This window comes from Cytophagales bacterium, from assembly GCA_033344775.1.
In the GTDB taxonomy this organism is placed as follows: Bacteria; Bacteroidota; Bacteroidia; order Cytophagales; family Cyclobacteriaceae; genus JAWPMT01.
The window spans coordinates 175,940-202,523 of record JAWPMT010000001.1 but is presented as its reverse complement, the minus strand read 5'-3'; the positions used below and the strand labels follow the sequence as shown (position 1 = coordinate 202,523).

The following is a 26,584-nucleotide window of genomic DNA, read 5'->3' as shown; positions in this document are numbered from 1 at the left end:
TATTCCTTCAGATTTATGTGTTTTGAACCGTTTAAAGTCATAATGTTGACGGTTATGTTCTTGAGCAAGAAATGCATCAAAATCCGGAAATAAACATATTACTTTCTACAATATAGAAACAAATTAATCCTATCTTCGTTCTACTTTACAAAGTAGAAACAAATGAACGAGAATAATGTTGGTGAATTTGAGGAATTGGTCTTATTGACCGTGCTGATCTTGCAGGACGAAGCCTATATCCTCAAAATACAGCAAGAATTGCTTAGCCAGGCCAATCGCAAAACTGCCATGGGTGCCCTACACGTGACCTTGGGTAGACTAGAGAAAAAGGGTTTTCTAACATCTGAACTGGGAGGTGCCACCGCAGCTCGTGGTGGTCGGCGCAAACGAGTCTACCAACTTACAGCAGCTGGCAAGACAGTCATCCATCAGATAAGATCCACCCGCAATTCCATGTGGGATCAGGCGCCTGGGTTTTCACTCGAACTTGTTCATGTCTAAATCAAACATCAATCCCCCACCTCTTTCCCTGCGACTGGTACGCAAACTCGTGCGCAAGGAGATGGTCGAAGAGATTGAGGGGAATTTATACGAATACTTCGATTTTCTGCATCAGGACAATCGACGCTTTCTGCTTCTCAGATATTGGCTGGAAGTTGTGCAATACTTCCGTCCGGCCTTTCTCAAAATGTTCAAACTCAAAATAAATATCATGTTTTTCTTCAATCCTAAAATCGCAGCGAGGAACCTGCTCAGACACAGGTCCAGCACTGTTATTAGTCTATTGGGCTTTACCATTGGCCTCACTTCCGTACTGTTCTTGTACTTCTACATCGAAAACGAACTGACGTACGATGACTTTCATGCAGACAAGGATCAAATTTTCAAAGTCTACCGAACGTCTCAGGACGCCAATGGCGACTGGTATGATATCGGTGTTTCTGCTCCCCCCTATGCTGCTGCATTGAAAAATGATTTTCCCGGTACGATCAAGGAAACGTTGCGATACAGCATCGATGATTGGGTCGTGACCCGCGGCGAAAGTCAGTTTTATGAAAATCGGACCATGATTGCGGATACCAACTTCTTTGAATTCTTTTCTTATCCATTGATTCAGGGAGATCCGGAGACAGTATTAGATGAAATGGCCAATGTCGTTCTTAGTGAAGAACTGGCTAAGAAGTATTTCGGTGATGAGGACCCGGTTGGACAGAACATTACCTTAAATGGTCAAAGTGCCTTTGTAGTGGCGGGTGTCTTTGGCAAGCCAGAGAATAAGACACATTTGGATTTTGACATGGTCCTATCGATGCAGCTCTATGAAGGTGCGGAATGGTTCCAGGGTTGGTGGCGGAACTTTGTTTCCACCTATGTTAAGATCAATCCAGTGGAAGCACCTTACCTCAGTAGTCAGTTTGAGGGATTCATGGAAAAATACCTGGGTGAAGACTTCAAACAAAACAACAACAAGAATGGCCTTAAGATCGTGTCCCTGAACGACATATACTTTCACAAAGCCCGATACGATGACATTAACTCCGGAAGCAAAGCCACACTATGGATACTTGGAAGTGTCGCCATAGCGATCTTGTTCATTGCTTGTTTCAATTACATCAATTTGTCCATTGCTCAATCCTACAAGCGATCCAAAGAAGTAGGCATTCGCAAAGTATTGGGCGTAGACAAAAGCCGTTTGATTGGCCAGTTCATGGGGGAATCGCTGGTTTTGGTCCTCCTATCCATGACCATCGCCATCTTGTTGAGCGTGGCCTTACAAAATACCCTGAACACCTATTTTCAATTGGAAGTGAATTACCGATGGCATGATTTAAATCTTTGGTATTTCTTTGGAGGAGTATTAGCCATCATCATGTTGACTTCCGGGCTATATCCCGCCCTGCTTTTGTCATCTTTTGACTCGCTTCAGATCCTTAAAAACAATAAGCCCACTTTGGGTAGAAACATCTTTGTGAGAAAAGGCCTGATCATCGCACAATTCACGCTTTCTGTATTCTTATTGGTGGTGACGATGCTGATCTATGTGCAGCTACAGTACATGAACGACAAAGATCTGGGCTATGATGCTACGGCAGTTCTGGTGATCGATACAGATCCTGAAATTCGAGCTGGCTATGAAAACTTCCGAAATAGATTACTTCAACATGCGGATATTCGTCAGGTTACCGTGAGTTCTGGCGTGCCAGGTGGATTTCACGATAGCTATGGCATTCATTTCGTGGATGGCGAAGAAAGTGTTCGGGTCAATACCGTATTTGCAGACCCTTACTATCTTGATGCATTTGACATCCAGGTCGTTGCGGGTAGAGGTTTTGATGATCAATTGAGTACGGAACAAGAACAGGCCTTGATGATCAATGAAAGTGCACTGAAAGCAACCGGATTAAATGCAGACGAAATCATTGGCAAAACGGTCAAGATCCCTTTTCGGGAATGGGATCGTAAAATCGTCGGGGTTTATAAAGATTACCATTTCAAGACGTTGAAAGATGAAGTAGCGCCTCAGGCCATCATCATGGGGCAAGACATGCGCAGAATCTCAATTAAAATGAATGAGCGTGGAATTGTCGAGACGCTGAGCCAAATTGAATTACTCTACGGTGACGTTGCTCCATCCTACCCTATGAAAAGCTGGATGTTGGAGCAAGACCTGGAAAAACAATACGAGCAGGAAGATCAACAGGCGAAAGTCTTCTCTATCTTCTCAATGATCTCTATTGGGTTAGCTTGTATGGGAATTTTTGGGTTAGCAGCATTTTCCGCCCAACAACGTCAAAAGGAACTGAGCATCCGAAAAGTACTAGGGGCTTCAGTCCAGCAAGTTATTCTTCTGATCTCCAAAGAGTTTTTGTTACTGGTAAGCATTGCCATTTTGGTTGCCATACCTATGATCTGGAAATTCATGGAAAATTGGTTGTCAGACTTTGCTTACCGCATACAAATCACGGATCACCTCTTGCTTTTTATCCTGGGGGGTATTATTACGGCGTTGGTGGCCTTTGTGACCATTGGATTGAAAACTTATAGAACTGCTTCAGTGAATCCTGCGGAGACTATTCGGCAAGAATAGTGATCTAGTACATTCCTCAGAGCCTTCAAAGAATGACTCTGAGGAGCTTTAAATTTGTATGAAAATGTCCTGATTAGAATGGATTAAAAGCTTCTTAGTGTGACGCAAGGATAGTTATTCTCTACCTCAATCACCGTCATCTTCGCCTCTATCCAGTTGGGGGAATTCAGAAAAATGGATATCACCAGAGGTCTTTGGTTGAATGACTCCCAAACAGGTAGATCCGGTTTCCAATACCCAATAGTGATTGGTCGCAGAATTGATGGGAAACTCCTCTCCTTTAAATAATCTGGCATACTCTGTTTTCTGCTTACGTGCGTTCATCCAGTAGATGATCACCTCTTCCTCAAGGTCATTGATCATGATCAACGAAACCTCATTTCGTTCATTCACATGTTTAGTCTCCTGATCACATGCAATGAATTCATAATCAGCTTCTTGTAAGGGATGGATTGCACTAAAAATTACAGATAAAACAAGTAGTAAAAGTGTCTTCATGGAAAGACAAGTTAAGAAAAGGACATCTGCCAATCAATTGATCTGTAGCCTAATTCTGAAATTCAGACCGAACAAGTCTCAAATCGATTATTTCCATTCCGGTTGAAATGAAACGTTTTCACCCAGTTTAAAGCAGTTTACCGAAATCCGAAAAATACAGAAAGCTTCGGTGATCATCTTTGCACAGGTAAATGATCAATAGCTGAGACCACAATGAAAGCATTGAAGTCTGAGTCTACGAGCAAAGAATTGTTAGCGTTTAGAATGATCCTGGGTGGGATTGAACTTGGGATGATTCTATAAATAAGGTAAGCCCGACCAAAGGCCAGGCTTTCATAAATATCTTTGGGAAAAAGATCAACTACCAGCGTAGTAAAATCTTTCGTGCACAATCTGCCCGTTTTCCCAACGTTGCACACCGGTTTGCTCCATGTGTACACGGTTGCCATCTTTGAAGGTAACATCCATTGATGTTTCGTGGAAAACGACTCCATTTTCTTCATCTGAAGCAATCGCTTTCACTTCCATATTGTGGAATTCCTGGATACTGTTTAGAAATTGCTCCTCATATTCACGACAAGCAACTTTCCCTTCACGTGTTCCCATAGGTTCAGTCATCACTACATTCTCAGAATAGTATTTATCAAAAGCCTCCATTAGCTGGCCTTGTCCAATCATGTTGTAGATGTCTTCGGTTTTTTCTTTGAGTGTCATAGATTTAAAATATATGTATGTACATTAAATAACACTACACATATTTTTAAGTTCACATCTTGTGGAAAAAAAGAGACTAGTATCAAATGATTCATTGAAGGATTAAATCTGCAGCCTTTTCGGCTATCATGTAGCAAGGCGCATTGGTATTCCCTGTCATGATCGTAGGCATAACCGACGCATCGACCACCCTCAATCTTTCCAAGCCGTGAACATTTAGATTTTGATCCACTACAGCCAATTCATCTTTACCCATCTTGCAAGTCCCTACCGGATGGTAAATGGTTTCTAGTGAATTACGCACATGTTCCGCCCAGGCTTCGTCTGAACTTGTATCCATAGGTGCCACCATTTCTTCCCGACAATGATCAAAAACCGGATCTTGTAGCCATTCATAAGCAATCTTCCCTCCTTCAATTAGGGCTTGTAGGTCTGCTTCTTCTGATAGGAAATTGGGTTGAATCAAGGGGTCAGCAAAGGCATCTTTCGATTTTAACCCAACATGCCCCCTACTTTTCGGATGAAGTAAGGAAGGCAAAATGGTATACCCATCCGATCGGGGATAGGTTGAAAGGTCGTAAACATCATAATCGTACCCCTTCCCGATGTGTAGAGGCGCAAAATGAAACTGGAAATCACAATCTTCCCGACCAGGGTCATTCAGGTTAAAAAAGGCAACCGCTTCCAATGGCCCAATGGACAAGGCACCCTTTCTACCAAAAAGATACTTCACCAATTCTTTGAGCTGTCGTCCTGGTGATATTACAGGGTTCAACCCTCCAGGCACAGAAGCTTTGGATGACACACTGTAAAACAAATGATCCTGCAAGTTCTTCCCAACCCCAGGCAATTCACGGATGACATCAATATCAAGAGACATTAATTCGTCTTTTGCTCCTATCCCTGAGCGCAATAATATCCTGGGAGAGTCAATGGCACCAGCTGATAAGATCACTTCTTTGCTGGCACTGATCAACTCTGAATTACCCCCTTTTTTCGCAATCCAGACACCAGAAGCCTTTTGATCCTTGAACTCGATTTTTTCTACATGAGCGCCTGTTCTTACCGTGAGATTGTTTCGGCCCATGACTGGCTTCAGAAAAGCGGTAGCACTACTGTGTCTGGCTCCGTTTTTGATCGTGAACTGAAACCTGCCTACGCCTTTTTGCGATTTTCCGTTATAATCAGAGAATTTCGGTAACCCCCAGTTGGCTCCAGCCTGAATAAAAGGATCCATGTATGGACTTTGGAAGTGCTCATTGAAATTGACTGACAATTCACCCTTCGAACCATGATAGCCCTCATCTACCTGACCTGGATGCTGAATATCTTCTGACCTTTTGAAATAAGGAAGCACTTCATCGAAAGCCCAGCCTTCATTGCCTAAGGATGCCCAATGATCGTAATCCGCTTTATTTCCACGCACATACGCCATGGCGTTGGTGCTACTGGAACCTCCTAGGGTTTTCCCTCGAGGGATGTAGAGTTTTCTTTCATTGACGTGCTCTTGCGGTTCCGTATAATACCCCCAGTCAAAAGGTCTCTTGAAGAGTTTCCCGTAAGCCCCGGGAATCTTGATCAATGGATCTTTATCTGGTTTTCCCGCCTCAAATAACAAAACCTGATTACCGGGATCTTCAGATAGTCGATTGGCTAAGAGGCAACCGGAAGAGCCCGCACCGACAATGATGTAGTCATACATGACAGGAAAGATAATAAGGTTCGAGTTACTTGCCTATCTGACAAGTTGATGATTTTAAAAGCGATTCAATCGTGTAAATAAGCGATCAATTAATCTAAGGTCTTCAAGAATCACTTCAGCGGAACCCTGTAATTCATACCTGAATTCAATCTCTCGCCCGTAAGACGTGACCAGGCCCTGGGGTAAGTCCACCTGAACCTTGTAATCTCCTTTTTCATCAGGGACCGTCGATATCTGTTTGATGCTACCAACCATCACACCATATTCCGATTTTGGAAAGGAAACCAGTTCAATCAGCACTTTTTGCCCAATGGTCACTTTCCCGGCACTCCTGGCAGGTAATTCCAGAAAGGCCATGAACTGTTGAGAGTCAACCGGCAATATGGTAAAAAGTAAATCTCCTGCTGCCACGGATTGCTCCTGTTTCCAGTCATCGTTAATTAGCACTTCGCCATTTATCTGAGATTTTAAGACATATTTAAGCTCCCACTCCAGGATGCTGTTTTTCAAATGATTGTATGCCGTCACCACTCGTTTCAACAGCTCAACTTTAGTCGATGTTCTGTCAATATCTGTTCTCCTTCTAGCCTTTTTTTCGCGATTAATCTCATCCATATGTGAGGAATATTCCAGATAAGCCTCTTCAAATGCCGCAAATACTGGCTCTACCTCTCCCAAAAACAATACGGGCAATTGATCCAGAGGAAATGTAAAAGCTTCACGGGTATAAGTAATCGAATCGGTCATCGCCTTAAGCCAAAAGATGTCCCGCTCCTCGGCGGTGCTCTTGAAAGTGGCAAGTCGCTGGTCTTTCAAAATCTGTTCTCCATTTTCAACCCATATTTCCCCGATGGCTCCGGAATGCTGTGCATATGCTTTATAGGGCGGGATTGTCGTGGTAAGCATAGCATCCGCCGTTAATACATCCGGGTATTTGACGAACCACGATATGGCGAAAACCAGAAGGATCAGAAAAAGCAATAACGTGTTTCCCCACATGATCGGCCAGGCAGGAATGCGCTCAAGGATATCTCGAACTGATTTGCTTCTTATGGGGGCTTCATTAGGCATATCAGTTGTCGAGTTCTAGCTGATTTTTAACTAATTCGAAATATCGACCTTTAAGCCCGACCAATTGAAGGTGGGTTCCTTTTTCAACAATCTGGCCCTGTTCTAACACCACAATCTGATCTGCATTTTTCACCGTACTCAAGCGATGTGCAATTACCACAGCTGTCCGGTTTTTGAAATATGCTTCTAGCTTCTCCATGACCTCTCGTTCATTCCTTGCATCCAGAGCGGAAGTTGCTTCATCGAAAAACATGTATTGAGGCTGTTTATACAAAGCCCTGGCAATCAAGACACGTTGCTTTTGCCCTGTGCTCAATCCCAGGCCTTCGCTACCAATCTCAGTATCGAAACCAAGGGGAAGTGATTGAACGAATGGCTTAATATTGGCCATTTCGGCAACCTTGATCAAGAGTTCCTGGTCAATTTGATCTTCTCCCACAGCGATATTTCTAGCAATAGAATCGTTGAAAATGAACCCTTCCTGCATGACTACCCCACAGGACCGCCTCCAGGTCTCCTGGGAAAGATATTCCAGGTCTGTATCACCAATGTTTATTTTTCCCGCCAAGGGAGCATAAAATCGCAATAACAGTTTCATCAAGGTGGTTTTTCCGCTGCCACTACTCCCAACTATGGCAGTCACTTTTTTCTCAGGTATGTCTAGAGACAAGCTTTCAAACAGCATGTTGTCAGTTCCCTTATATCGAAAAGAAATATCATCAATTTTGATCGTGCCGCGTTCAGGTAGCTGACGAACCAATGGTTTATCAGCAGGTTCTTCATCTTCCATATGATGGATCTCGGCCAGTCTTTCGATAGAGATTCGAGCATCTTGTAGATTCCTGAAGAAGTAGATGAGTTGAGCTATTGGGCCATCCATCTGCCCCACGATATAACTGACGGCAAGCATCATTCCAAGTGTGATGTCACCTTCAATGACAAGTTTGGCGGCCAATATCGTAATGATCATGTTTTTGATCTCATTAATAAAATTGCTTCCGACACTTTGTGTCTGCTCAAGACTCAAGCTCTTGGTCGCTACCTTGAAAAGACTCGCTTGCAGATGCTCCCAACTCCAGCGCATGCGTCTTTCAGCTGTGTGTAGTTTGATTTCCTGCATTCCATTGATCAACTCGATGACTTTACTCTGCTCTTTACTGGTACGGGAAAATTTCTTGTAATCCAATTCACGCCTTTTCTTGAAGAAGAACAATATCCAACCAAAGTATAACGCACTTCCGAGGACAAACACCATAAAAATTTGACCACTGTAGTAGAGTAATACTGCACTGAAAATGATCAGATTAAATCCCGAAAAAATAGTCGTGAGCGTATTTGTCGTCAGGACCTGTTCAATCCTTTTATGATCATTGATCCGTTGCATCAAATCACCAGTGATCCTGACATCAAAATAGGAAATGGGCAACTTCATGAGTTTGATAAAGAAGTCAGAAACCAATTCAATATTAATTCGCGTGGTGAGATGCAACAAAATCCAGCTACGGATCACTTCCAACAAAGCTTTTCCCACATTTAGGGACAACTGAGCTACTAATATCAGATAGATGAAATTGAGATCGAGGTTACTGATCCCAACATCTACTACACTTTGGGTAAGAAACGGCAAGATCAATTGCAACAAACTACCAGCAAGCAGTCCCAAAATCAATTGAACAATAAACCTCCGATATTTGAGCAGGTATTTCGTAATATATGAAACTCCGAATTGAGCATTCGTATGGAACTCTTCCTGATAAAAGGCAGGTGTAGGTTCCAACACCAGGGCGATGCCTTCATTCGTATCATCAGCCTGAACATCATGAGTCCAATGACTAATAAACTCCTTCTTATCATATGTCACCAGGCCATAACCAGGATCGGAAACATAGACCTTGTCTTTTTTTATTCGGTAGACCACCACATAGTGGCTTCCATTCCAGTGTACAATACAAGGCACTTTTGCCTTCAATAATTGTTCATAGTTGAGTTGTAGACCTAACGACCGGAATCCAATTTTTTCAACCGCTTCACTTAGTCCGAACAGGTTACTTCCCTCACGTGTGGTTTCCGCAAGGTCCCTTAGTTGCTGCGTTTCAATATCCCTCCCATAGTATTTTCCAATGATCTTGATACAGGTAGGTCCACAATCCTTTTCTTCGGTTTGTAGCAATGAGGGGAATTTCTTCATTTATAGACAAAAAAGCTTATAAAAGGGAGGATCATCAGACCCTCCCTAAAGGTTTAAATACAGCAGTGGTTTCCACCTACAGGGAAAGCAAACTGGCATCCTGAAGCAGCCGTTCCATTACACGAAACCGGAATCGGAATAGGAATACAGCATTGATCAGCAGGATTACAGCATCTGGATGGTTTTAATGGAGGCCATCCCCCTTGTACAGATTGTTGATCTGATTTTGAAAGTACCTTGGCACCTTCGACTTTTAAGATTGACTTTAACATTTTAATCAGTTTTTGTTTATGTGAGTTTTCACGAACATTTGAGGCACTCGTGAATTGTGCCCATTCTTGCAAGAAATCTCTTTATTGCCTATTGATAAGCAGGTTCTCCCACTGCCTGAAGCTGACCGATCATGTCTGGTAGCAACGCTGGAAAATCAGTGATTTCATATTCTTCAGGGAAGAAGTAATTTCCTAATATCGTCATCGGCGTGTAAGCAACACCATTGCCTCTACTCCAATTCAAATGTCTATTTAGTAGCTCATGACCGTTAGGGTCCTTGGGTATTCCATAGGTGTTTTTCCATTGCGCTATATCTCGACCCTCATACCATTCTTTCAATGCTTGGTAAGCCTGCTCTGGAGATTCCTGGAACAATTCTACAACTCGCCCGGGCATCACATATTTATTAGGCTCCGTCATCACGGATGAAATATAGAACACGATACGTAGTTTGATTTGATCAGGAAAACGATCAAGTAATTGGTCATATACCTTGAAGGAATCCTTACAATAACCACAAAATGGATTCGTCACTCCAGTGATAACAATACGTGCATCCGGATTACCAAACCAAATTTCCTCAGAAGGTTGAAGTTCTATAATGTTAGGAAATGGACTTGCAGCCAATGCATGGTTAAAGAACATAGGATTGCGCTTGAATCGAGCGTATTCCATTTTCACTTTATCATGGTCAATGGTGTCTTCCATCACTTTTCGTACTTCTAACCAAAGCACATAGATCAACCCGAATATTGCGGAAGCTTTTACCGCATATAACCCCGTCATTGTATTGATCTGACCATCGAAGGTAACTACAGTATAGATGGCCATGAGGATCATTGAGGTACTAATTCCAAGGCATAGGGGGCACCAAATACGTTGCACAAAAGCTTGTACGTATAATGAATATAAGACCACTGGAATGCTCAAGCATGCGAGAGCAGCAAAGAACATTGATTTCGTTCCTAATGTATTTATAATTAAGAGTATCGAAAGGAAAAAGGACAAAGAAGCATCGGTCAGTTTAATTCCAAATAGTTTGGAAGCATCAGAGTGGATGACTTCTCCACAGTTGGTTTTCAGATCATCGGAGTTACAAATTTTGGCAGTAGCCTTATTATACATACCCAGATCCTCTCTTATCGCCAGGTAACTTAACCAGCCCCCTGCCGCACTTATTAATACAAGCGTCCATTGATGCCAGACTTCCAAACTTAAATATCCGAAAATCAAAAATGTCGCAATGATCATCATGATAGGAATGATGCGATTTTGATCAATCCGAGTACTTTTATCGTGTTTTGGCTCAATGGCCATCACAGTCCCAGACCAAATGACTTTGAATTGTTCTGAAGACATGCGTTTCTTGCTTCCCTGATCTTTGAGAATGATATCCTGCCCTTTTTTAAGCACCTCAACCGTTCTTAGACCTTCATCATCTTCAACAGTAGATAGAAAATAATCCGGAAGTTCTGGCAATGATGTAATGGGAACTTGTACTGCGAGATTCTCCACCCCGAAATAGTCGAGGGTATCAGTAATTGCTTTGATACTCGGATAATCTGGATTAGCCCCAAGCTGTAATTTCAAATCTTGAGGATCGAGCCTGTACCCTTCGCGGGTCAGGTAGTTTTTCAAAGCGGTATAGATGGGCTCATCAGACTTATTCACAATAAGCAGTCGTTTAGGTTGATTCGTCAGGTAATCGTTAAGTCCTACTTGATCGAATTAAATGTTGTTATAGGAAGGATAAATAAATGCCCAGCTAGGTTGACCCGATGAATTTCAGGTAAGGTTCTTTGTTTAGTTGTCCGATAAGGCACGAGAGAATATACCTACAGTTACAAGAGTGAGAGTAGTATAACATAGCTTCCAAATGTTGGTTCTGGCATCACCAAAAATGGTGACCTCAACAAATGTATTGACCCTTTTTATTAATTCAACTTATTTGGATATTTATTTTATTTCAAGGCGGATTCCGTTATATAAGTGGTTAATATTAAATACGAACTGCAAACCCACAAGGACACATACAGATTTCCTGGAGGATTGCTACTCTACTACACTAAAAATGGTACGTGTATTTGAAGATACTTTTGACTATCTGGAAACTTCCGCTTCACTTGCTATGTATCCAAAAGATTCCCAAGAGGGTCCGGCAAGTGCCCGTTGAAAAATTTCATTCGCAGCCTCTGGTTGGTCCTTTCTCAGGTAATGAAAGCCTATGCCATACCCATAGGTTGGGTTCAATGTACCATCTGGCCCAGTAGCCTTTTCGAGGATTGCATCTACGGATAGAATGCCTTTGAATAACAGTAAAAGATCCATGTAAGCTTCATTCTCGATCATTTCCCATGAAGTAGAAATCTCTCTTAGTGTCCGTTCAGCTACTGTATTGGAACCTGACCTTACTGCAGCCATATAGAGCCAATAGCTTGTTGCGGCTTTCAGGTCGTCATTGTCGCTAAAGGTCATGCATTGTCGATAAGCAGAATACGCTCGGTCATATCTTCCATTGAGATAATGCGCCAATCCGAAATGGTACCAAATGTTGAATTTGTCATTACCCAGAGGGATGTTTTGCGAATTTGGCAATCCATCTGGCTCAATGGCATTTGGCTCATTTACAGATTTAGCAACGGCCTCACCAAAGTCTCTGATGGCCTTATCGATCTGGCGTGTCGTGAGGTAGCGATGGCCCCTGTGTCGAAGCAAACGGTAAGCTTCGGGGAATTTCTTAAGTCCTGCACTGTACACGTCGATGGCCTCTTCATGCCTACCCAAGTAAGCTAACCGTCGACCATACCAAATAATACAGTCTACGCTATCAGGATATTGCTCAAAATTAGCTTTGGCATCTGCCAGTTTGTTTTCAAAGTCCAGACGGATGGTTGAATCTGAAAAGGTTTTTTCAGGGAGTGGCTCTCCTAAAAGCGTGGTTAGTTGTTTGTCTGTTGGCTTCGGAGGCTCTTCCTCGACTACCTGATTTTTGGTACCAGAACATCCAATCAACAATAAGCCAAAAAAACTAAGCAGAGACAAGGACTTAATCATCTCGGCAAGATACTACGGGTTTAAAGATTCTTCAAATGTCGTTTCAAAGAGGTGGCATCCACAGCTGGAATAAAATGATCGATGTAGGGCATGGCAGCCTTCATTCCCAATACCTTAGCGTCAAATGACTCGCTTTTAGCTAAAGGGTTGATCCAAAAAAGTTGTTTACTTCGTCGTTGCAGGGTGTGCATGGATCGTTCAAGCACTTCAATTTCGCCAGCATCCCAACCATCACTTAAGATGAAAGTAAACGTATTTCGAGGAATCGCTTTTCGGCCATGTTGGTCTAAAAAGTCAGCGAAGCACGCTCCTATTTTAGTCCCACCCGACCAACCTTCTACTTCTTCTGAGACTGCTGATAATGCTTCCTTGAGGCTCTGCCTTTTCAATAAGGAACTGACTGGAAACAATTCGGTGCTGAACACAAAGCAATGTATTTTAATCCCGCTGTTTTGTAACGCATACATCAGTTGGATCATGAATCGACTGTATAGTTCCATGGACCGACTTACATCACAAAGCAATAGCAAATTTACTTTTCTTTTCTTCTGTTTCTTAAATGAGATCTCCGTGATTTCACCGCCCTTAACAATGCTGTTTTTCAGCACTTTACGAAAATCTAATTGATGTGCTTGTTTGGACTTAATATAACGACGGGAACGTTGACGGGAAACTTGCCTTTGGATCAATTGAATTACTTCCTGCCACTCGCGATAATGGTGATCCGATAAACTACTTAAATCAGGAGTTCCTGAAACGGATTCAGGACTGGCCTGATGAACATCCTGTTCATCCTGTTGCTGGTTACCATGCAACCAGTTTTTAATTACCTGGATTGAAGGTGCTTTGGGCTGCGTGGGCTTTTGCTTTTCCTCTGCTACTCGTTTTGACTTGGAATCGACCGCTTTGCTGAGTTCCGACCAGTACCGATGATAGTGGTCATCAAACTGCTGATATTGTTCGAAATGCTTACAAAAAGCAGCTCGTTGCACTTCTTTGAATTGGGCATGCTCCGACCAATCTATTGCCGTGAGACCTTTGAGTACATCTGCTTCTTCTTCGGGGCCAATGGTATATTGCTGCGTCCTCAAAAACCTCGCAAAATGAATCACATGATTTGATATGGACGTTTGTCGCTTCATATCATCGCATCAAAATTAGGTGATGTCAAAATGGTCAAGGAATAAATGCTTCAAGATCTCTGCTATTCAATGTTCAGCTTCACATTGACTTTATCCAGCAACTCAGCCAGGGAATCCTGAGTTTCACGCATGTCATCCCAGTCTTTTAGGATTACTCCCAAAGTAGACTCCACCACTTCAGCATCCAGGTGATCAAAGTGCATTTCGGCCAATGAAGTAGCCCAATCCAATGTTTCCGCCACGCCAGGTACTTTCTCCAGCCTCATCTGTCTAACTTCCGCCATGAATACGCAAATTTCCTGCGCCAGTCGATCGTTGATGCCTGGAACTTTTTGCTGAACGATCTGGACTTCTTTCTTGAAGGACGGATAATCAATGAACAGGTATAAACACCTACGTCGAAGTGCCTCAGATAACTCTCTGGTCCTGTTCCCTGTCAGGATGACCTGCGGAATGGACTTATTGGCGATTGTGCCGATTTCAGGAATTGTGATCTGCCATTCAGAAAGCAATTCCAGTAGAAAGCTTTCAAATTCTTCATCGGCACGGTCGATCTCATCAATCAATAATACCCTTGGTTTTTCAGCCGAGATGGCTTTTAATAAAGGACGTTCCATCAGAAATTTCTCGGAGAAAATAGCCGCTTCTTTGTCCTCAATGGATACTTGCTCTGCTTCTAATAATTTGATTTGAAGCAATTGTCGTTGATAATTCCACTCATATATGGCCTGATTTGCATCTAATCCTTCATAACATTGAAGTCGAATCAATTCGGTGTTCATGATCTCTGACATGACACGCGCAATGGCTGTCTTCCCTACACCTGCAGGTCCTTCGATCAATAAAGGCTTCTTAAGCAACTGAGATAGCTGAATGGACATGGCAATCCGGTCATCTGGTACATAACCGTGTTTCAGCAAGTTCTCAGAAATTTCTTGTATTCTGTTTTGCATCATAAAAGAAGGGCACCAATTTCAGGTGCCCAATTCTTAAACTAATGGTTTATTCAAATGGTTGAACTACAATCTTCAAAAACGTCATTCCATAGATGGAATCCGTGGCATGACGTCATAAATTAAAGACTAGCCAATGCCCTTTTACAGTATACCTTGGCCATTTGTTTGCGATAGGCTTCTGATGCAAAGTGATCGCTCATGATAGATACACCTTCTGCCGCATTACTTGCCGCTGCTTCCGCAGAATCACCCCTATCCAGGCTGGCTTCTACGTCCTTATCACGGAATGGCGTGGCACTAACTCCATTGAAAGCTACTCGAGCGCCATTGCCATTGATCACCGCCGCACAGCCTACGATCGCAAATCGTGAAGCAGGTTGCATGAACTTAATATAGGTCGACTTGGCCCCAGTATGAACCGGTACCCCAATAGATGTGATCATCTCACCATCTTCCAGTGCGGTACTGTATAACCCGAGAAAGAAATCTTCTGCCGCGATTTTACGACTTCCACCTTTCCCTTGCACGTGAATGTGAGCATCTGTAGCCAACAACACACCCGGCCAATCCGCGGCAGGGTCAGCATGTGCGATACTTCCACCGATAGTGCCCAAATTTCGTACCTGGACATCTCCGATCAGGTCTGCCGCCTGTGAGAAAATACTCAACTTTTCTTTGATCAGGTCAGATTTCACGATCTCTCCATGAGTGACCATGGCTCCGATGTGAATCACGCCATCCTGTTCTTCGATATTTCGCAGCTCAGGAATTTTTGACACATCTATCAGGTGATCGTAATCAGTTAATCGAAGTTTCAAAGAAGGGACCAAACTGTGCCCTCCAGCCAGCAGACGTGCATCGTCTCCGTGTTGATCCATCAACGCAATGGCTTCATCGACGGATTTTGCTTTTATATAATTAAAATTACTTGGGATCATTGTTACAGGGTTTAATTAGACGAACCATTTTGCATGGCTTTCCATACGCGCTCAGGGATCATAGGCATTTCGATATCCTTGACCTTATGGCCACCGCTCCATAATGCATCAATCACAGCATTAACCACGGCAGGTGTGGAACCGATACAGCCAGCCTCTCCTGCTCCTTTCACTCCTAGAGGGTTGTGCGGACAAGGCGTTACTTTTCGATCTACTTCAAAGCTTGGCAAGTCATCTGCACGAGGCATGGCATAGTCCATGAACGAGCCATTGACTAATGTTCCGGATTCGTCATAAACCGTACCCTCAAACAAAGCCTGTCCGATTCCCTGTGCTAGACCACCATGAATCTGTCCATCGACAATCATTGGATTAATGATGTTTCCAACATCATCCACAGCAATGAATCGCTTCAATTTCACCTCCCCTGTTTCCTTATCTACTTCTACAATGGCCACATGACAACCAAATGGATAAGTAAAGTTTGTTGGATCGTAGAAGCTTGAGAAATCTAGTCCAGGCTCCAGGTCCGCTGGATAATCATGCGGAACGTAAGCTGTCAGAGAAACATCACCGAAAGTGATGGACTTGTCTGTCCCTTTTACCGTCCATTTACCTCCTTCAAACTCAAGGTCTTCAACCCTGGATTCCAATTTATGCGCAGCGATTTGCGCTCCTTTTTCGATGACCTTATCAAGGCTTTTCATGATGGCAGAACCACCTACGGCAAGCGATCTGGAACCATAGGTGCCCATTCCGAAGGCAACGGCTTCCGAATCTCCATGAACGATCTCTACATCTTCCAGAGCTATACCTAGACGATCAGCGACAATTTGTGCAAATGTGGTTTCGTGGCCTTGTCCGTGACTATGCGAACCTGAATAGACACTTACTTTCCCCGTCGGCTGAACACGAACTTGTGCCGACTCAAACAGTCCGGCTCGTGCACCTAAGGCTCCAACAACTGCTGATGGCGCGATACCGCAAGCTTCAATGTAAGTAGAGAAACCAATTCCAATAAGCTTGCCATTATCCAGTGATTTCTGTTCCTGTCTAAAGGCTTCATATCCTACCATTTCGAGCGCACGATCCAATACTGGCTCATAATTACCAGAATCATATTGCAGCGCTACACGAGTGGCATATCCTTCCTGATTAACGCCATCAAAGGCTGGAATGAAGTTCTTTCTACGCAGTTCCGCCGGATCGACACCCATTTCAAGTGCAGCCAGGTCCATCAATCTTTCCAGCTGATAGGTCGCTTCTGGCCTTCCGGCTCCACGATAGGCATCCACCACATTGGTATGCGTAAACACACCCGTTACATCTACATTGATCTTTGGTGTGGTATAGAGCCCTTGCATCAACGTACCATGCAGGTATGTAGGGACCGCCGGTGCAAAAGTGCTGAGGTAAGCCCCCAGGTTGGCATATGTCTTAGATTTCAAAGCCACCACTTTTCCATCGGCATCAAACCCCATAGAAACGCTCGTTTTGTGATCACGTCCGTGAGCATCAGTCAGAAAGCTCTCCGAACGCTCGGCTGTCCACTTTACGGGTCGACCCAATTGTTTGGACGCCCAGATCACCATTACTTCTTCTATGTAGTGGAAGATCTTACTACCAAATCCACCTCCTACATCTGGCGCGATAACATGTACTTTGTGTTCGGGAATCCCTAAAACAAAGGCCGACATCAATAAGCGTGTTAGGTGCGGGTTTTGTGAAGTAGTCCACAGTGTATATTTATCATAAGCATCTTCGAAGTGGCCAATTGCCGAACGGGGCTCGATGGCATTGGGTACCACTCGATTATTGGTCATATCAATCGTTGTGACGTGGGCCGCACTGGCCAATGCGGCTTCTACCTCATCGATCGGATCTCCTAGTTCCCAGTCAAAGCAGGTATTGCTCGGTGCATCCGCATGCACCTGAGGGGCATCACTTTTTACTGCCTCTTCAGGGTCGTAAACTGCAGCATGAACATCATAGTCTACCCGAACTTTCTCTGCGGCATCTTTTGCCTGAGCATAGGTTTCAGCTACTACAAACGCTACTCCATCACCCATGTGCAAGACTTTGTCCTTTACCAGGATGGGGTGAGGTGGCTCTTTCATGGTGTCCCCATTCTTGAAATTGACTTGCCAACCACATGGAACACCGTTAACTTCAGCCATATCTGCACCAGTGAATATTTTCACCACGCCCGGCATGGATTCAGCCGCAGTGGTATCTACGTTAGTAATGGTGGCATGCGCGTATGGGCTTCGTACAAATATGCCCGCTGCCAGATTCGGCAGTTTAATGTCGTCTGTATATTTTCCTTTTCCGGTGATGAATCGCTTATCCTCGACCCTCTTCACCGCTTTTCCAATGTAACTCATTTTAAGGGGGGTTAAGCGTTCATTTTATCTGCAGCATATTTCACGGCTCTCACAATGTTGTGGTAACCCGTACACCGGCAGAAATTTCCTTCAATAGATTCTCGAATCTCTTGTTCTGACGGATTGCTGTTATTACTGAGTAGATCCGCGGCGGTCATGATCATACCGGGCGTACAAAAGCCACATTGGAGACCATGCTCTTCTTTGAAGCCTTCTTGCAAGGGATGCAAAGATCCATTGCTCATGCCTTCTATAGTGGTTACTTCTTCACCATCGGCCTGTGCGGCCAATACCGTGCAGGATTTCACGGCCTTACCATTCAATAGCACCGTGCAGGCACCACATCCACTTGTATCACATCCGACATGGGTGCCGGTCAGGTCCAGGTCTTCCCGAAGAAAATTAACCAGCAATTGCCGATCCTCAATCTCCTTTTCAACCTGCTTCCCATTGACAGTTAAACGTATGTTCATTTTGGGTTTAATGATTTAAGTTTGATCGTTCTGGAAATTATAGAATTTTCAATATTTAAGACTGTCACCCAGGCCTTATTGTGATAATTTAAAATAATTCTAAATAAGATAAGAAAACATTATTTTGAGGCCTATTCAAAAGGTTAGGTAATGATGATTTGTATTAACTTAATAAAGGTAATCGACCCGTTGAGATGATTGAATTTGAGTCAACGTTTCGGGTTAATTTACTGTTATGGAAAAGAAATACCTCGTTTTCGATGCCTACGGAACTTTGCTTCAGGTCAGTTCCCATATTTCCGGATTGAGTGATGAGCAGCAAAAGTTATCCGCAAGCATTCAGTCGTTGTGGCGGACCAAGCAATTGGAGTATACCTGGCTGCGCAGCTTGATGGGAAAATTCACGGGATTCAATCAGGTAACCAGGGAAGCGTTGGACTATGCCTGTAACGCCTATCGAATGGAAGACCCAGAATTGAAACGAGCCATTCTCTCCATCTTTGAACAACCTACCGCCTTTGATGATGCCTGGCGATTTCTGGAACAATGTAAGTTGAAAGGATTCCGGACAGCCATCCTTTCTAATGGAGAACAAGATATGTTGGAACAAAGCGTGAAGATTGCTCAAATCGACACGTACATTGATCATATTCTTTCGGCAAGTCGTGTCCAGGTTTTCAAACCTTCTCCTAAAGTATACGAATTGGCGACTCGAGCCTTCTCTTGCGAATACACAGACATTGTTTTCTTCTCTTCGAACCCCTGGGATGTTGCCGGAGCTTCAAACTTTGGATTTCAGACCATCTGGCTTAACAGAAAAGACTTGCCTTTTGAGGAATTAGGGGTAAAACCCTGGAAGGTCTATTCAAGCTTTGATGAGGTGAGTTTGGAGGGATTAATAAAGTAAGCGATATATCAATCAGAATTCTTAAGCCTGAAAGTGCACAAAGTGGTTAATTCCTCTTCTTCACCTGAATCACTAACACGCCGATAACAATAATCAGTAGACTGATAAGGTGATAGCTGTACAATTCTGCACCAAAGGGAACGGCGAATATGGCTACCATGCCGGGGATGATGTTTAAGAATACCGGTGCTCTCGAGGGCCCGATTTGCTTGACACCAATGTTCCATCCGTAATAAGCCAATGCGGTACCAGGTACCCCCATGCAAATGGCAGCAACCCAAAACTCCATGGAATAGTTGATTTCAAAACCTGGTTCCATGAATAGAAGGCCAGTGAATCCAAGTAGACAGCACAGATTGGTAGCCAGGGTAAAAAACACGCCATTGGTATCACCGATGAATTGTTTGATCAAGATGTTTTGAACAGCGAAGAACATGGCGGCCAGGGCAAAATAAATGTCCCCTGAACTGAATGATATGGTCGTAAGGACGGTAAAATCACCCTGAGTTAATAAATACGTTACACCAAGGAATGCCAGAAGAATGCCCAGAATTTCTCTCACATGAATCTTGTGTCCCTGAAAAATGGCAGCTAAGATCAATGAGATAGCCGGACTCAAAGCAACAAATAAGGCACCGTTCATCTCAGAGGTAGCATTAAGTCCTTGCGTAAAGCAAAATATAAAGCCAAAAACACCGATAAATCCGACCAGTAACATGCCGGGTAAACGATTCACAATGACCGCTTTAGAAGGAATGACTTTCCAGGATAAGGCCAATAATCCTAATACAGCAAAGAAAAAGCGCCAAAAAGCAGCCACATTTGGAGTCACACTTTCGAACATGATTTTCCCTAAATGGAAATTCAGTGCCCAAAAGATGATGGAAAGAGACAAGAAAATATAGCCTTTCAAATTGGTGCGGGATTTAAGTAGGTATTCGGTTCATTAACCATTTTCACTAGAAATGGTTCCCTGTTTGCTAATTCGTGAAATTACAATCAGCTCAACAGTAGTTATCCGTCAAAGCAGTATATTCGAGAACATCATCATTTAACCCTATTCAGAAATATGGCAGTACCCAATCCACCGCTGGATATGCTTCCAAAAAACCTCCCGATGCCACCGGCATTCGATAATCCGGAAGATCAAAGAAACTACCTGAAGAAAAAACTAACTGGTGCTTTCCGAATTTTTGGAAAGTTTGGTTTCTCTGAAGGGGTAGCAGGTCACATTACGGTAAGAGATCCGGAAATGCCCGATCATTTTTGGGTCAACCCTTTTGGCATGTCTTTCAATATCATTACTCCCGATGATCTTTTGTTGGTCAATCACAATGGAGATGTGGTGGAAGGAAACTACCCGGTGAACCGTGCTGCTTTTGCTATTCATTCACAGGTACATGCAGCCAGGCCGGATGTATTGGCTGCGGCTCATGCCCACTCAGTATACGGCAAATCCTTTTCTTGTCTTGGTGAAAAACTTGAACCAATCACTCAGGACGCTTGTGCTTTCTATGAAGACCATGGCTTGTTCGATGATTATTCGGGTATTGTCAATGAACTTGAAGAAGGAAAACGAATTGCCGATGCTTTGTCGGATTATAAAGCCGCTATTTTGCAAAATCATGGATTGATCACCGTGGGTACCACGATCGATGAGGCCGTTTGGTGGTTCGTGACCATGGAAAGAAGCTGTCAGGCACAATTATTGGCCATGCAGACGGGCAAAGAAATGATCAAAATTGATCATGCCACTGCCATGAAAACCCGTCGGGAATTAGGTTTTCCACTCGCGGGCTATTTCCAGTTTCAACCCATGTGGCAGGACATCTGTCTTGAAGTAGAATTCCTGAGATAAGTGGACATCAGTTCTATAATCCTGATCCTGGTGCTGGCATTGATCATGCTAGGCATGGGATTGTCGCTTACCGTAGCGGATTTCCGGCGGGTATTGAAGTATCCCAAAGGCATTTTGACTGGTTTGCTCAATCAGATGGTGTTTTTGCCCCTTGTTGGGCTTGCCATCGCCAATATGCTATCCCTATCTCCGGAACTTGCTGTTGGAGTCATGTTGTTGGCAGCTTGCCCAGGAGGCACATCGTCCAATATCATTACGCACCTGGCAAAAGGTGACAGTGCTTTATCTGTAAGCTTAACTGCAGTTTCGAGTATCCTGTCAATCTTTACGATTCCTCTGATTGTCTCTTTCGCCATTGGTAACTTCATGGCCGCGGATCAACAGGTAGAGGTGAATAAGCTTTTGATGATTGGTCAATTGCTGGTGATTGTTGTGATTCCCGTGAGCAGTGGCATGGCTATCCGGGCGTTTAGGCCAGCATTTGCTGCAAAAATGGACAAGCCTGTTCGAAGGACATCCACCATCATGTTGATTCTTATCACCGGAGCCCTGGTCTATGCGGACAAGGCAAATGTAATTCCCTATTTTAAGCAAGCGGGATTGGCGGCATTTCTATTGAACTTCACCAGCTTAGGTCTGGGTTTTCTAACCGCACAATTGGTCAGGTTAAACCGTCCACAATCGATTTGCGTAGCGATCGAATCTGGCATTCAAAATTCCGGACTGGCCATCACCTTAGCAGTAGTAAGCTTACAAAATATAGCCTTCAGCATCACTCCAGGCGTATATACACTCATCATGTATTTCACTGGATTTGTGGTGATCTTTCTGGGGCAGCGTTCGAGCCGGAGCGAGCTCGGCGAGAGCTAGTAATCTGATTAGTATGTAATCAGATTACTGGCGCTGACCTTCCGTTCCTGGATCGCTCCGGTTTCGAAAAGTTCCAGTAGGTTACGTAGGTCTTTGATCTTTTCTGAGATAAATTTTCCCTCATCCATTTCATGGACCCGTAACATGTGATCCGATTGGCCTAACAACGTTTCGCTGTAGGCGATATCCAGTTCTTCGTGGATGGCTTTTTCAGTCGAATCGAAAGGCTCATGAGCAATGAGTTGACGGCCGAAGGCATTGGAAATCAATGAAAAGCCAGCAATTCCAGTTTGTCCTTGATAGGCTTTGGCAAAACCACCATCAATGACAACCAGCTTGCCATCTGCTTTAATCGGGCTCTCTCCTTTTTTAACTTGTACCGGAACATGGCCATTCATAATCATGGTGTTTGGAGAATCATAACCAAATTCCCTGAGGATCATTTCCGCCGTATCGGGATCGTCACGATATTGATAATAGGCATTCATAGACTCCTTTTGAACTTCCTTATCTTCCAGGAAATAGCGCTCAAAAGTGGCCATTTTATCCTTTCCAAAAATCGGAGAATCAGGACCCGCCCAAAGGTACCAGGCCATGTCTTCACCTAATGCCCTCGCTTCCGTTCCCTGCTTGCCGAAATAACCGTGTTTCACCACAGTTTCTAAATAATCCATCAATTCCCGACCCTTCTTAGGTTCGCCACCGAGACTGACAGGTTTCAATTGTCCGTCTTCCATTAACGGGATGCACCCATGATACAACAGATTGTTGTTCGTGGACTTATACATTCCGCCATTCTCATATAGAAAACTGACGTGCCGTTGCAACTTTTCACTTTCTTTAAAAGAAGCAATCAAACGCATCATCAACTGTTCCTCTTCCTCTGAGAGTTGGTGAGGATCTTCAGGTGAAATTGTAGGGAGAAAAGTATCATTCAAAGCATGGTCCTTCCCATGAATATGGACTGTACCTTGCTGTAGGTCCAGGTCATCCAGTAAGAGCCGATCATTCATTTCAAATTCTGGTCGGCGTTTGATTAACTGTCCTTCCAACTTGAATTGTATGATGGTAATAGCCTTGTGCATCAGTCGGTTAAGCCAATGTTCGCTCTGGTTAAGCAATTCATCGGGTGTGACTTTAGGATTAAAAACAATGCTCTTGTCATGCTTATAATGCTCGATCGCAAAGGAGGCCAGTTGCACGAGATTGATGCCGTACCCCTGCTCTAGTGTTTCTGTATTGGCGTAGCGAAGAGAAAGCCTAAGCACATTTGCGATGCAAGCCGGTGATCCTGCGGCCGCTCCCATCCAAACCATGTCATGATTTCCCCATTGAATGTCCACGGAATGGTATTCAATGAGCTTTTCCATGATGATATCAGCACCTGGTCCCCGATCATAGATATCCCCGATGATATGGATCCGATCTACGGCCAACCGTTGAATGAAGGTACTCAATGAAATAATCAACTGCTGACATTGATCAATGTCAATGATGCTTTGAATGATCTGCCGGTAATAACTCTTATCAGCTCCCAGGTCCCTTTCGGCCACCATTTCCAGGATGATGTCACCATAATCAGCCGGAAGTAGTTTGTTCAGTTTTCGATTGGGGTAGATCCGGGCAAAATCTCTTGCAATCCTGACCAGTCGAGCCAGAGTCTGTTCATAAAACAACGTGGGTTCTACTCCACTTTCAAGTAGCAACTCAACTTTCTCTTTGGGATAGTAAATGATAGAAGCCAATTGATTGATGGCTTTTTCTTCTATTTCGTCGCCAAAAAGGGTCTTGATCTTCTCTTTGATGATCCCTGAACCATTCTTTAATACATGTAAAAAAGGCTCATGTTCTCCATGCACATCGCTCAAAAAGATCTCATTCCCTTTGGGTAGATTCAACTGAGACTCGAGTAATACGATCTCCTTTCCTACCCGGGCTCTATTAGGAAATTGCTCAGCTAACAGGTTGAAATATTTGAGGTCAGGCATTTTTGTGTTTGAATAACTCCTCAAAAATAATTCAATTGATGTCTCTCCTTCCTTCATCTTGAATCATCTTTAATGCATTTTTTGATTCACTTGCAACAATTGAAAGGCATCACATAGATTTACTTTCCAGAAATACGATAAGGATACAAGATGACTAGAAGAAAACTTCCTACCAGTAATAAATTTGCTCTTTTGATCAATGGAAAATGGGGGCTTATTGCTTTAGCCTTGTTCATTTTCCAATTCCTCATTTCAAACCATTTCTTCTCCACTTTCGATCCATATGCATTCATCTACCTGAGAGGTGAATTAAAAACAGGTAAAGGAAAAGTGGTGGATGTTTTCGAAACAAGCTTAACTGTCAATGATATCCCAATGTATGGGTATGATTATGTGTTCTATGCACCCGATGGCGATTACTACTGGACTTCCTACAAGCGAGGAGATCAATATGATATTGGGGATGATGTCAAGGTAGAATACAACCCAGACAAACCCTATATTCATCGGATCAAAGGAATGAGTAACACACTTGGAGGCGGAATGTTCTTATTGCCATTATTCGCTTCATTCGTATGGATAAGCTACAATTTCATTTCAGGGTTAAAAAAAATGAAGATCATCAATAACGGAGAACTTGCTAAAGGAAAATTAGTCGATAAGGAACCTACATTGATGCAAGTCAATGACCAGGCTGTTTACAATGTCATCTTTTCTTTTGAAACCAAAGAAGGGCTCACTTATGAAGCCTCAACAAAAACACATCAATCTGAAGATGTGGGAGGAAGATTAATCTACGATAAAGACAATCCTGATAAAGCTTTGTTGCTTGACTCATTACCCTGGAATACTGGTGAGGTCATTCAAGAACGATGGTCTGAATAGACTTTATCTCATCTTGAAAATCTAATTATTAAAAGCGCTTATGACGAAAAAGAAATTGCCTAAAGACTTTAGAATTTTGATTCTATTCAATGGCGAATGGGGATTTGGTCCTCCCATTCTATTCATTTTCGGGATAGTTCTTTCCATCAACTATATCTCCACTTTTGATCTTGATTCTTTCCGCTATTTGCGAGATGATTTGGCGATAGGTGAAGGAAAGATCATCAATATTTTCGATACCAGTATAGGAGACGAAAACCCGGTGTTCGGATACGATTATGTATTCTTCTCTCCTGCTGGGGAGTTTTCCTGGACTTCTTACTCGAGTAAATTCAACTACAAAGTCGGTGATAAAGTGAAGGTAGAGTACAATGCGCAAAGACCCTATGTACACCGTATACAAGGAATGAGCAATACCCTGGGAAGTAGCTTTAGCTTATGGTTATTCCTTTCAGTATCCATTGGCTGGTTCCTTTACAATACGATTACGGGATTGAAAAAACTGCGCATCATCAGAAATGGCATCATGATCCAGGGGAATTTGTTCAATAAAAAGTCTGTGAATGCTGTCCTAACTCAATTCTCTTACGCTTTCACTGCTAGTGACAAGAAAAAGTACAAAGTACATACCAGGACTTTCGAACCCAAGAAAATTAAGGATGAAAAGCACGCTTCGATCTTGTATCTCGAAACAGATCCGCAACAAGCGCTTGTAGTCGATACACTACCGGGATTATCGGGAAAGGTGATCAAAGAAATCTGGATAGATTAACTATTTATTGATCTTCCTTATCAAATCCTCAACTGCCTTTTCCAGAAAATAATAATAAGGAATCACCTCTGCTTCCTGGTTCATCGGAATGTGCCATCCAGCTACTACAAGATCCTGAGAGGTTACCTTTACTTTTTCATCATGACGATAGATACCCCTAATCGTTTTAACTCCCTTGCCTTTAGCATTAGCGAATTTCATCAGTACAAATACTTCAGGTCGCCAACTCGCACTGTAGTTACTACTGCCTACCTCAACACCTAAAGGACTATCTCCGGCATTGGTGTTTTGCGTAGTAGTGCCGGAAAAAGGACTTACGGCAATATCGATCTTCACATATTGCTGAAAATCACTCTTTTTCGCTGCTTTTTTCAAGCTAACCAGTGGTAAGCCTATACGAGAGTATTTCACTTTGCCCTCCAATGCCTCGGCAGGCTGAATATCAATTCCAGTGGAGTCTTTGATCATTGTTCGAATCAGATCAAGAGAATTGAACATCAACTCTTCTGCTTGCTCATTAGGCTGTTGTAACATCAAGGCCATCATGGTTTTGGGTTCCAATTCCATCGCCAGGTACATGTCTTCCATGACAGATAAAGTCATCATGCTTAGTGGTGTAGGAACTTCTTTTAATTCCTGAGCTTTGGTGACAGAAGTGACTATCAATGACAGTATTAAAAAGAGCTTGATCTGTTTCATGTGTAAGAGTTTATTTTCAACGGTCACCGGTTCGCCGGCACGATGCATCTTCGGTTAGTCTGTGTGCCGCTTATGCTCATTTCATACGGCAAGAATAGCTAAAATCGGGCCGAAATTATCATGA

General features: G+C 43.2%; 22 protein-coding genes. 7 read left to right on the top strand and 15 right to left on the bottom strand.

The window, feature by feature from the left end; translation table 11 throughout:
• The first annotated feature begins 162 nt into the window (after window positions 1–162).
• Both R8G66_00845 and R8G66_00840 read left to right on the top strand, forming a co-directional pair.
• Window positions 163–501, top strand: coding sequence for a PadR family transcriptional regulator (locus R8G66_00845; GenBank protein ID MDW3190877.1), 339 nt, complete (start codon window positions 163–165; stop codon window positions 499–501).
• A complete protein-coding gene (locus R8G66_00840) occupies window positions 494–3,088 on the top strand; it encodes an ABC transporter permease (GenBank protein MDW3190876.1) in 2,595 nt (864 codons plus the stop codon). Before R8G66_00845 ends, R8G66_00840 begins: the two co-directional genes overlap by 8 nt.
• Before the next feature lie 126 nt (window positions 3,089–3,214).
• Here R8G66_00840 and R8G66_00835 read toward each other — a convergent pair whose 3' ends face one another.
• From R8G66_00835 to R8G66_00780, 12 genes are all read right to left on the bottom strand, one after another.
• Entirely contained in the window at window positions 3,215–3,586 is a 372-nt protein-coding gene (locus R8G66_00835) for a hypothetical protein (protein MDW3190875.1), read from the bottom strand.
• A 357-nt stretch (window positions 3,587–3,943) separates the two neighbouring features.
• Window positions 3,944–4,300: a nuclear transport factor 2 family protein gene (locus R8G66_00830; protein MDW3190874.1), complete on the bottom strand. Its 357-nt coding sequence runs from the start codon at window positions 4,298–4,300 to the stop codon at window positions 3,944–3,946.
• A 91-nt stretch (window positions 4,301–4,391) separates the two neighbouring features.
• Window positions 4,392–6,002, bottom strand: a complete 1,611-nt coding sequence (locus R8G66_00825; protein ID MDW3190873.1) for a GMC family oxidoreductase N-terminal domain-containing protein — start codon at window positions 6,000–6,002, stop codon at window positions 4,392–4,394.
• 54 nt (window positions 6,003–6,056) lie between these two features.
• Complete coding sequence (locus tag R8G66_00820; GenBank protein MDW3190872.1) at window positions 6,057–7,073, bottom strand: HlyD family secretion protein; 1,017 nt, start codon at window positions 7,071–7,073, stop codon at window positions 6,057–6,059.
• 1 nt (window position 7,074) lies between these two features.
• The gene (locus R8G66_00815; protein MDW3190871.1) at window positions 7,075–9,261 is read right to left on the bottom strand and encodes a peptidase domain-containing ABC transporter; all 2,187 of its coding nucleotides are present in this window, start codon (window positions 9,259–9,261) and stop codon (window positions 7,075–7,077) included.
• Window positions 9,262–9,621: 360 nt separating this feature from the next.
• Window positions 9,622–11,205 (bottom strand): vitamin K epoxide reductase family protein, encoded by a 1,584-nt coding sequence (locus tag R8G66_00810; GenBank protein MDW3190870.1) that lies wholly within the window; start codon window positions 11,203–11,205, stop codon window positions 9,622–9,624.
• A gap of 429 nt (window positions 11,206–11,634) precedes the next feature.
• Window positions 11,635–12,588 carry a tetratricopeptide repeat protein gene (locus R8G66_00805; protein MDW3190869.1) on the bottom strand — a complete coding sequence of 318 codons (954 nt, stop codon included), beginning with the start codon at window positions 12,586–12,588 and terminating at the stop codon, window positions 11,635–11,637.
• Window positions 12,589–12,608: 20 nt separating this feature from the next.
• A complete protein-coding gene (locus R8G66_00800; protein ID MDW3190868.1) occupies window positions 12,609–13,730 on the bottom strand; it encodes a VWA domain-containing protein in 1,122 nt (373 codons plus the stop codon).
• A 62-nt stretch (window positions 13,731–13,792) separates the two neighbouring features.
• On the bottom strand, window positions 13,793–14,686 hold the full coding sequence (locus R8G66_00795; GenBank protein ID MDW3190867.1) for a MoxR family ATPase: 894 nt from the start codon (window positions 14,684–14,686) through the stop codon (window positions 13,793–13,795).
• A 119-nt stretch (window positions 14,687–14,805) separates the two neighbouring features.
• Window positions 14,806–15,624, bottom strand: coding sequence for a xanthine dehydrogenase family protein subunit M (locus tag R8G66_00790; GenBank protein MDW3190866.1), 819 nt, complete (start codon window positions 15,622–15,624; stop codon window positions 14,806–14,808).
• An 11-nt stretch (window positions 15,625–15,635) separates the two neighbouring features.
• On the bottom strand, window positions 15,636–18,008 hold the full coding sequence (locus R8G66_00785) for a xanthine dehydrogenase family protein molybdopterin-binding subunit (GenBank protein ID MDW3190865.1): 2,373 nt from the start codon (window positions 18,006–18,008) through the stop codon (window positions 15,636–15,638).
• Between the two features lie 11 nt (window positions 18,009–18,019).
• Window positions 18,020–18,481, bottom strand: coding sequence for a (2Fe-2S)-binding protein (locus R8G66_00780; GenBank protein ID MDW3190864.1), 462 nt, complete (start codon window positions 18,479–18,481; stop codon window positions 18,020–18,022).
• 235 nt (window positions 18,482–18,716) lie between these two features.
• On the opposite strand from R8G66_00780, the gene R8G66_00775 reads away from it, so the two are divergent.
• A complete protein-coding gene (locus R8G66_00775) occupies window positions 18,717–19,388 on the top strand; it encodes a haloacid dehalogenase type II (GenBank protein ID MDW3190863.1) in 672 nt (223 codons plus the stop codon).
• A 46-nt stretch (window positions 19,389–19,434) separates the two neighbouring features.
• On the opposite strand, the gene R8G66_00770 is transcribed toward R8G66_00775, so the two are convergent.
• The gene (locus R8G66_00770; protein MDW3190862.1) at window positions 19,435–20,301 is read right to left on the bottom strand and encodes a DMT family transporter; all 867 of its coding nucleotides are present in this window, start codon (window positions 20,299–20,301) and stop codon (window positions 19,435–19,437) included.
• Window positions 20,302–20,457: 156 nt separating this feature from the next.
• Between R8G66_00770 and R8G66_00765 the strand changes: the two genes are divergently transcribed.
• Window positions 20,458–21,246, top strand: coding sequence for a class II aldolase/adducin family protein (locus tag R8G66_00765; protein ID MDW3190861.1), 789 nt, complete (start codon window positions 20,458–20,460; stop codon window positions 21,244–21,246).
• Window positions 21,247–22,116, top strand: coding sequence for a bile acid:sodium symporter family protein (locus tag R8G66_00760; protein ID MDW3190860.1), 870 nt, complete (start codon window positions 21,247–21,249; stop codon window positions 22,114–22,116).
• A gap of 8 nt (window positions 22,117–22,124) precedes the next feature.
• Here R8G66_00760 and R8G66_00755 read toward each other — a convergent pair whose 3' ends face one another.
• The gene (locus R8G66_00755) at window positions 22,125–24,104 is read right to left on the bottom strand and encodes a fructose-1,6-bisphosphatase (protein ID MDW3190859.1); all 1,980 of its coding nucleotides are present in this window, start codon (window positions 24,102–24,104) and stop codon (window positions 22,125–22,127) included.
• Window positions 24,105–24,254: 150 nt separating this feature from the next.
• On the opposite strand from R8G66_00755, the gene R8G66_00750 reads away from it, so the two are divergent.
• The gene (locus tag R8G66_00750; GenBank protein MDW3190858.1) at window positions 24,255–24,989 is read left to right on the top strand and encodes a DUF3592 domain-containing protein; all 735 of its coding nucleotides are present in this window, start codon (window positions 24,255–24,257) and stop codon (window positions 24,987–24,989) included.
• 40 nt (window positions 24,990–25,029) lie between these two features.
• The gene (locus tag R8G66_00745) at window positions 25,030–25,761 is read left to right on the top strand and encodes a hypothetical protein (protein MDW3190857.1); all 732 of its coding nucleotides are present in this window, start codon (window positions 25,030–25,032) and stop codon (window positions 25,759–25,761) included.
• On the opposite strand, the gene R8G66_00740 is transcribed toward R8G66_00745, so the two are convergent.
• The gene (locus tag R8G66_00740; protein ID MDW3190856.1) at window positions 25,762–26,460 is read right to left on the bottom strand and encodes a hypothetical protein; all 699 of its coding nucleotides are present in this window, start codon (window positions 26,458–26,460) and stop codon (window positions 25,762–25,764) included. It abuts the gene before it with no gap.
• Between the last annotated feature and the right edge of the window lie 124 nt (window positions 26,461–26,584).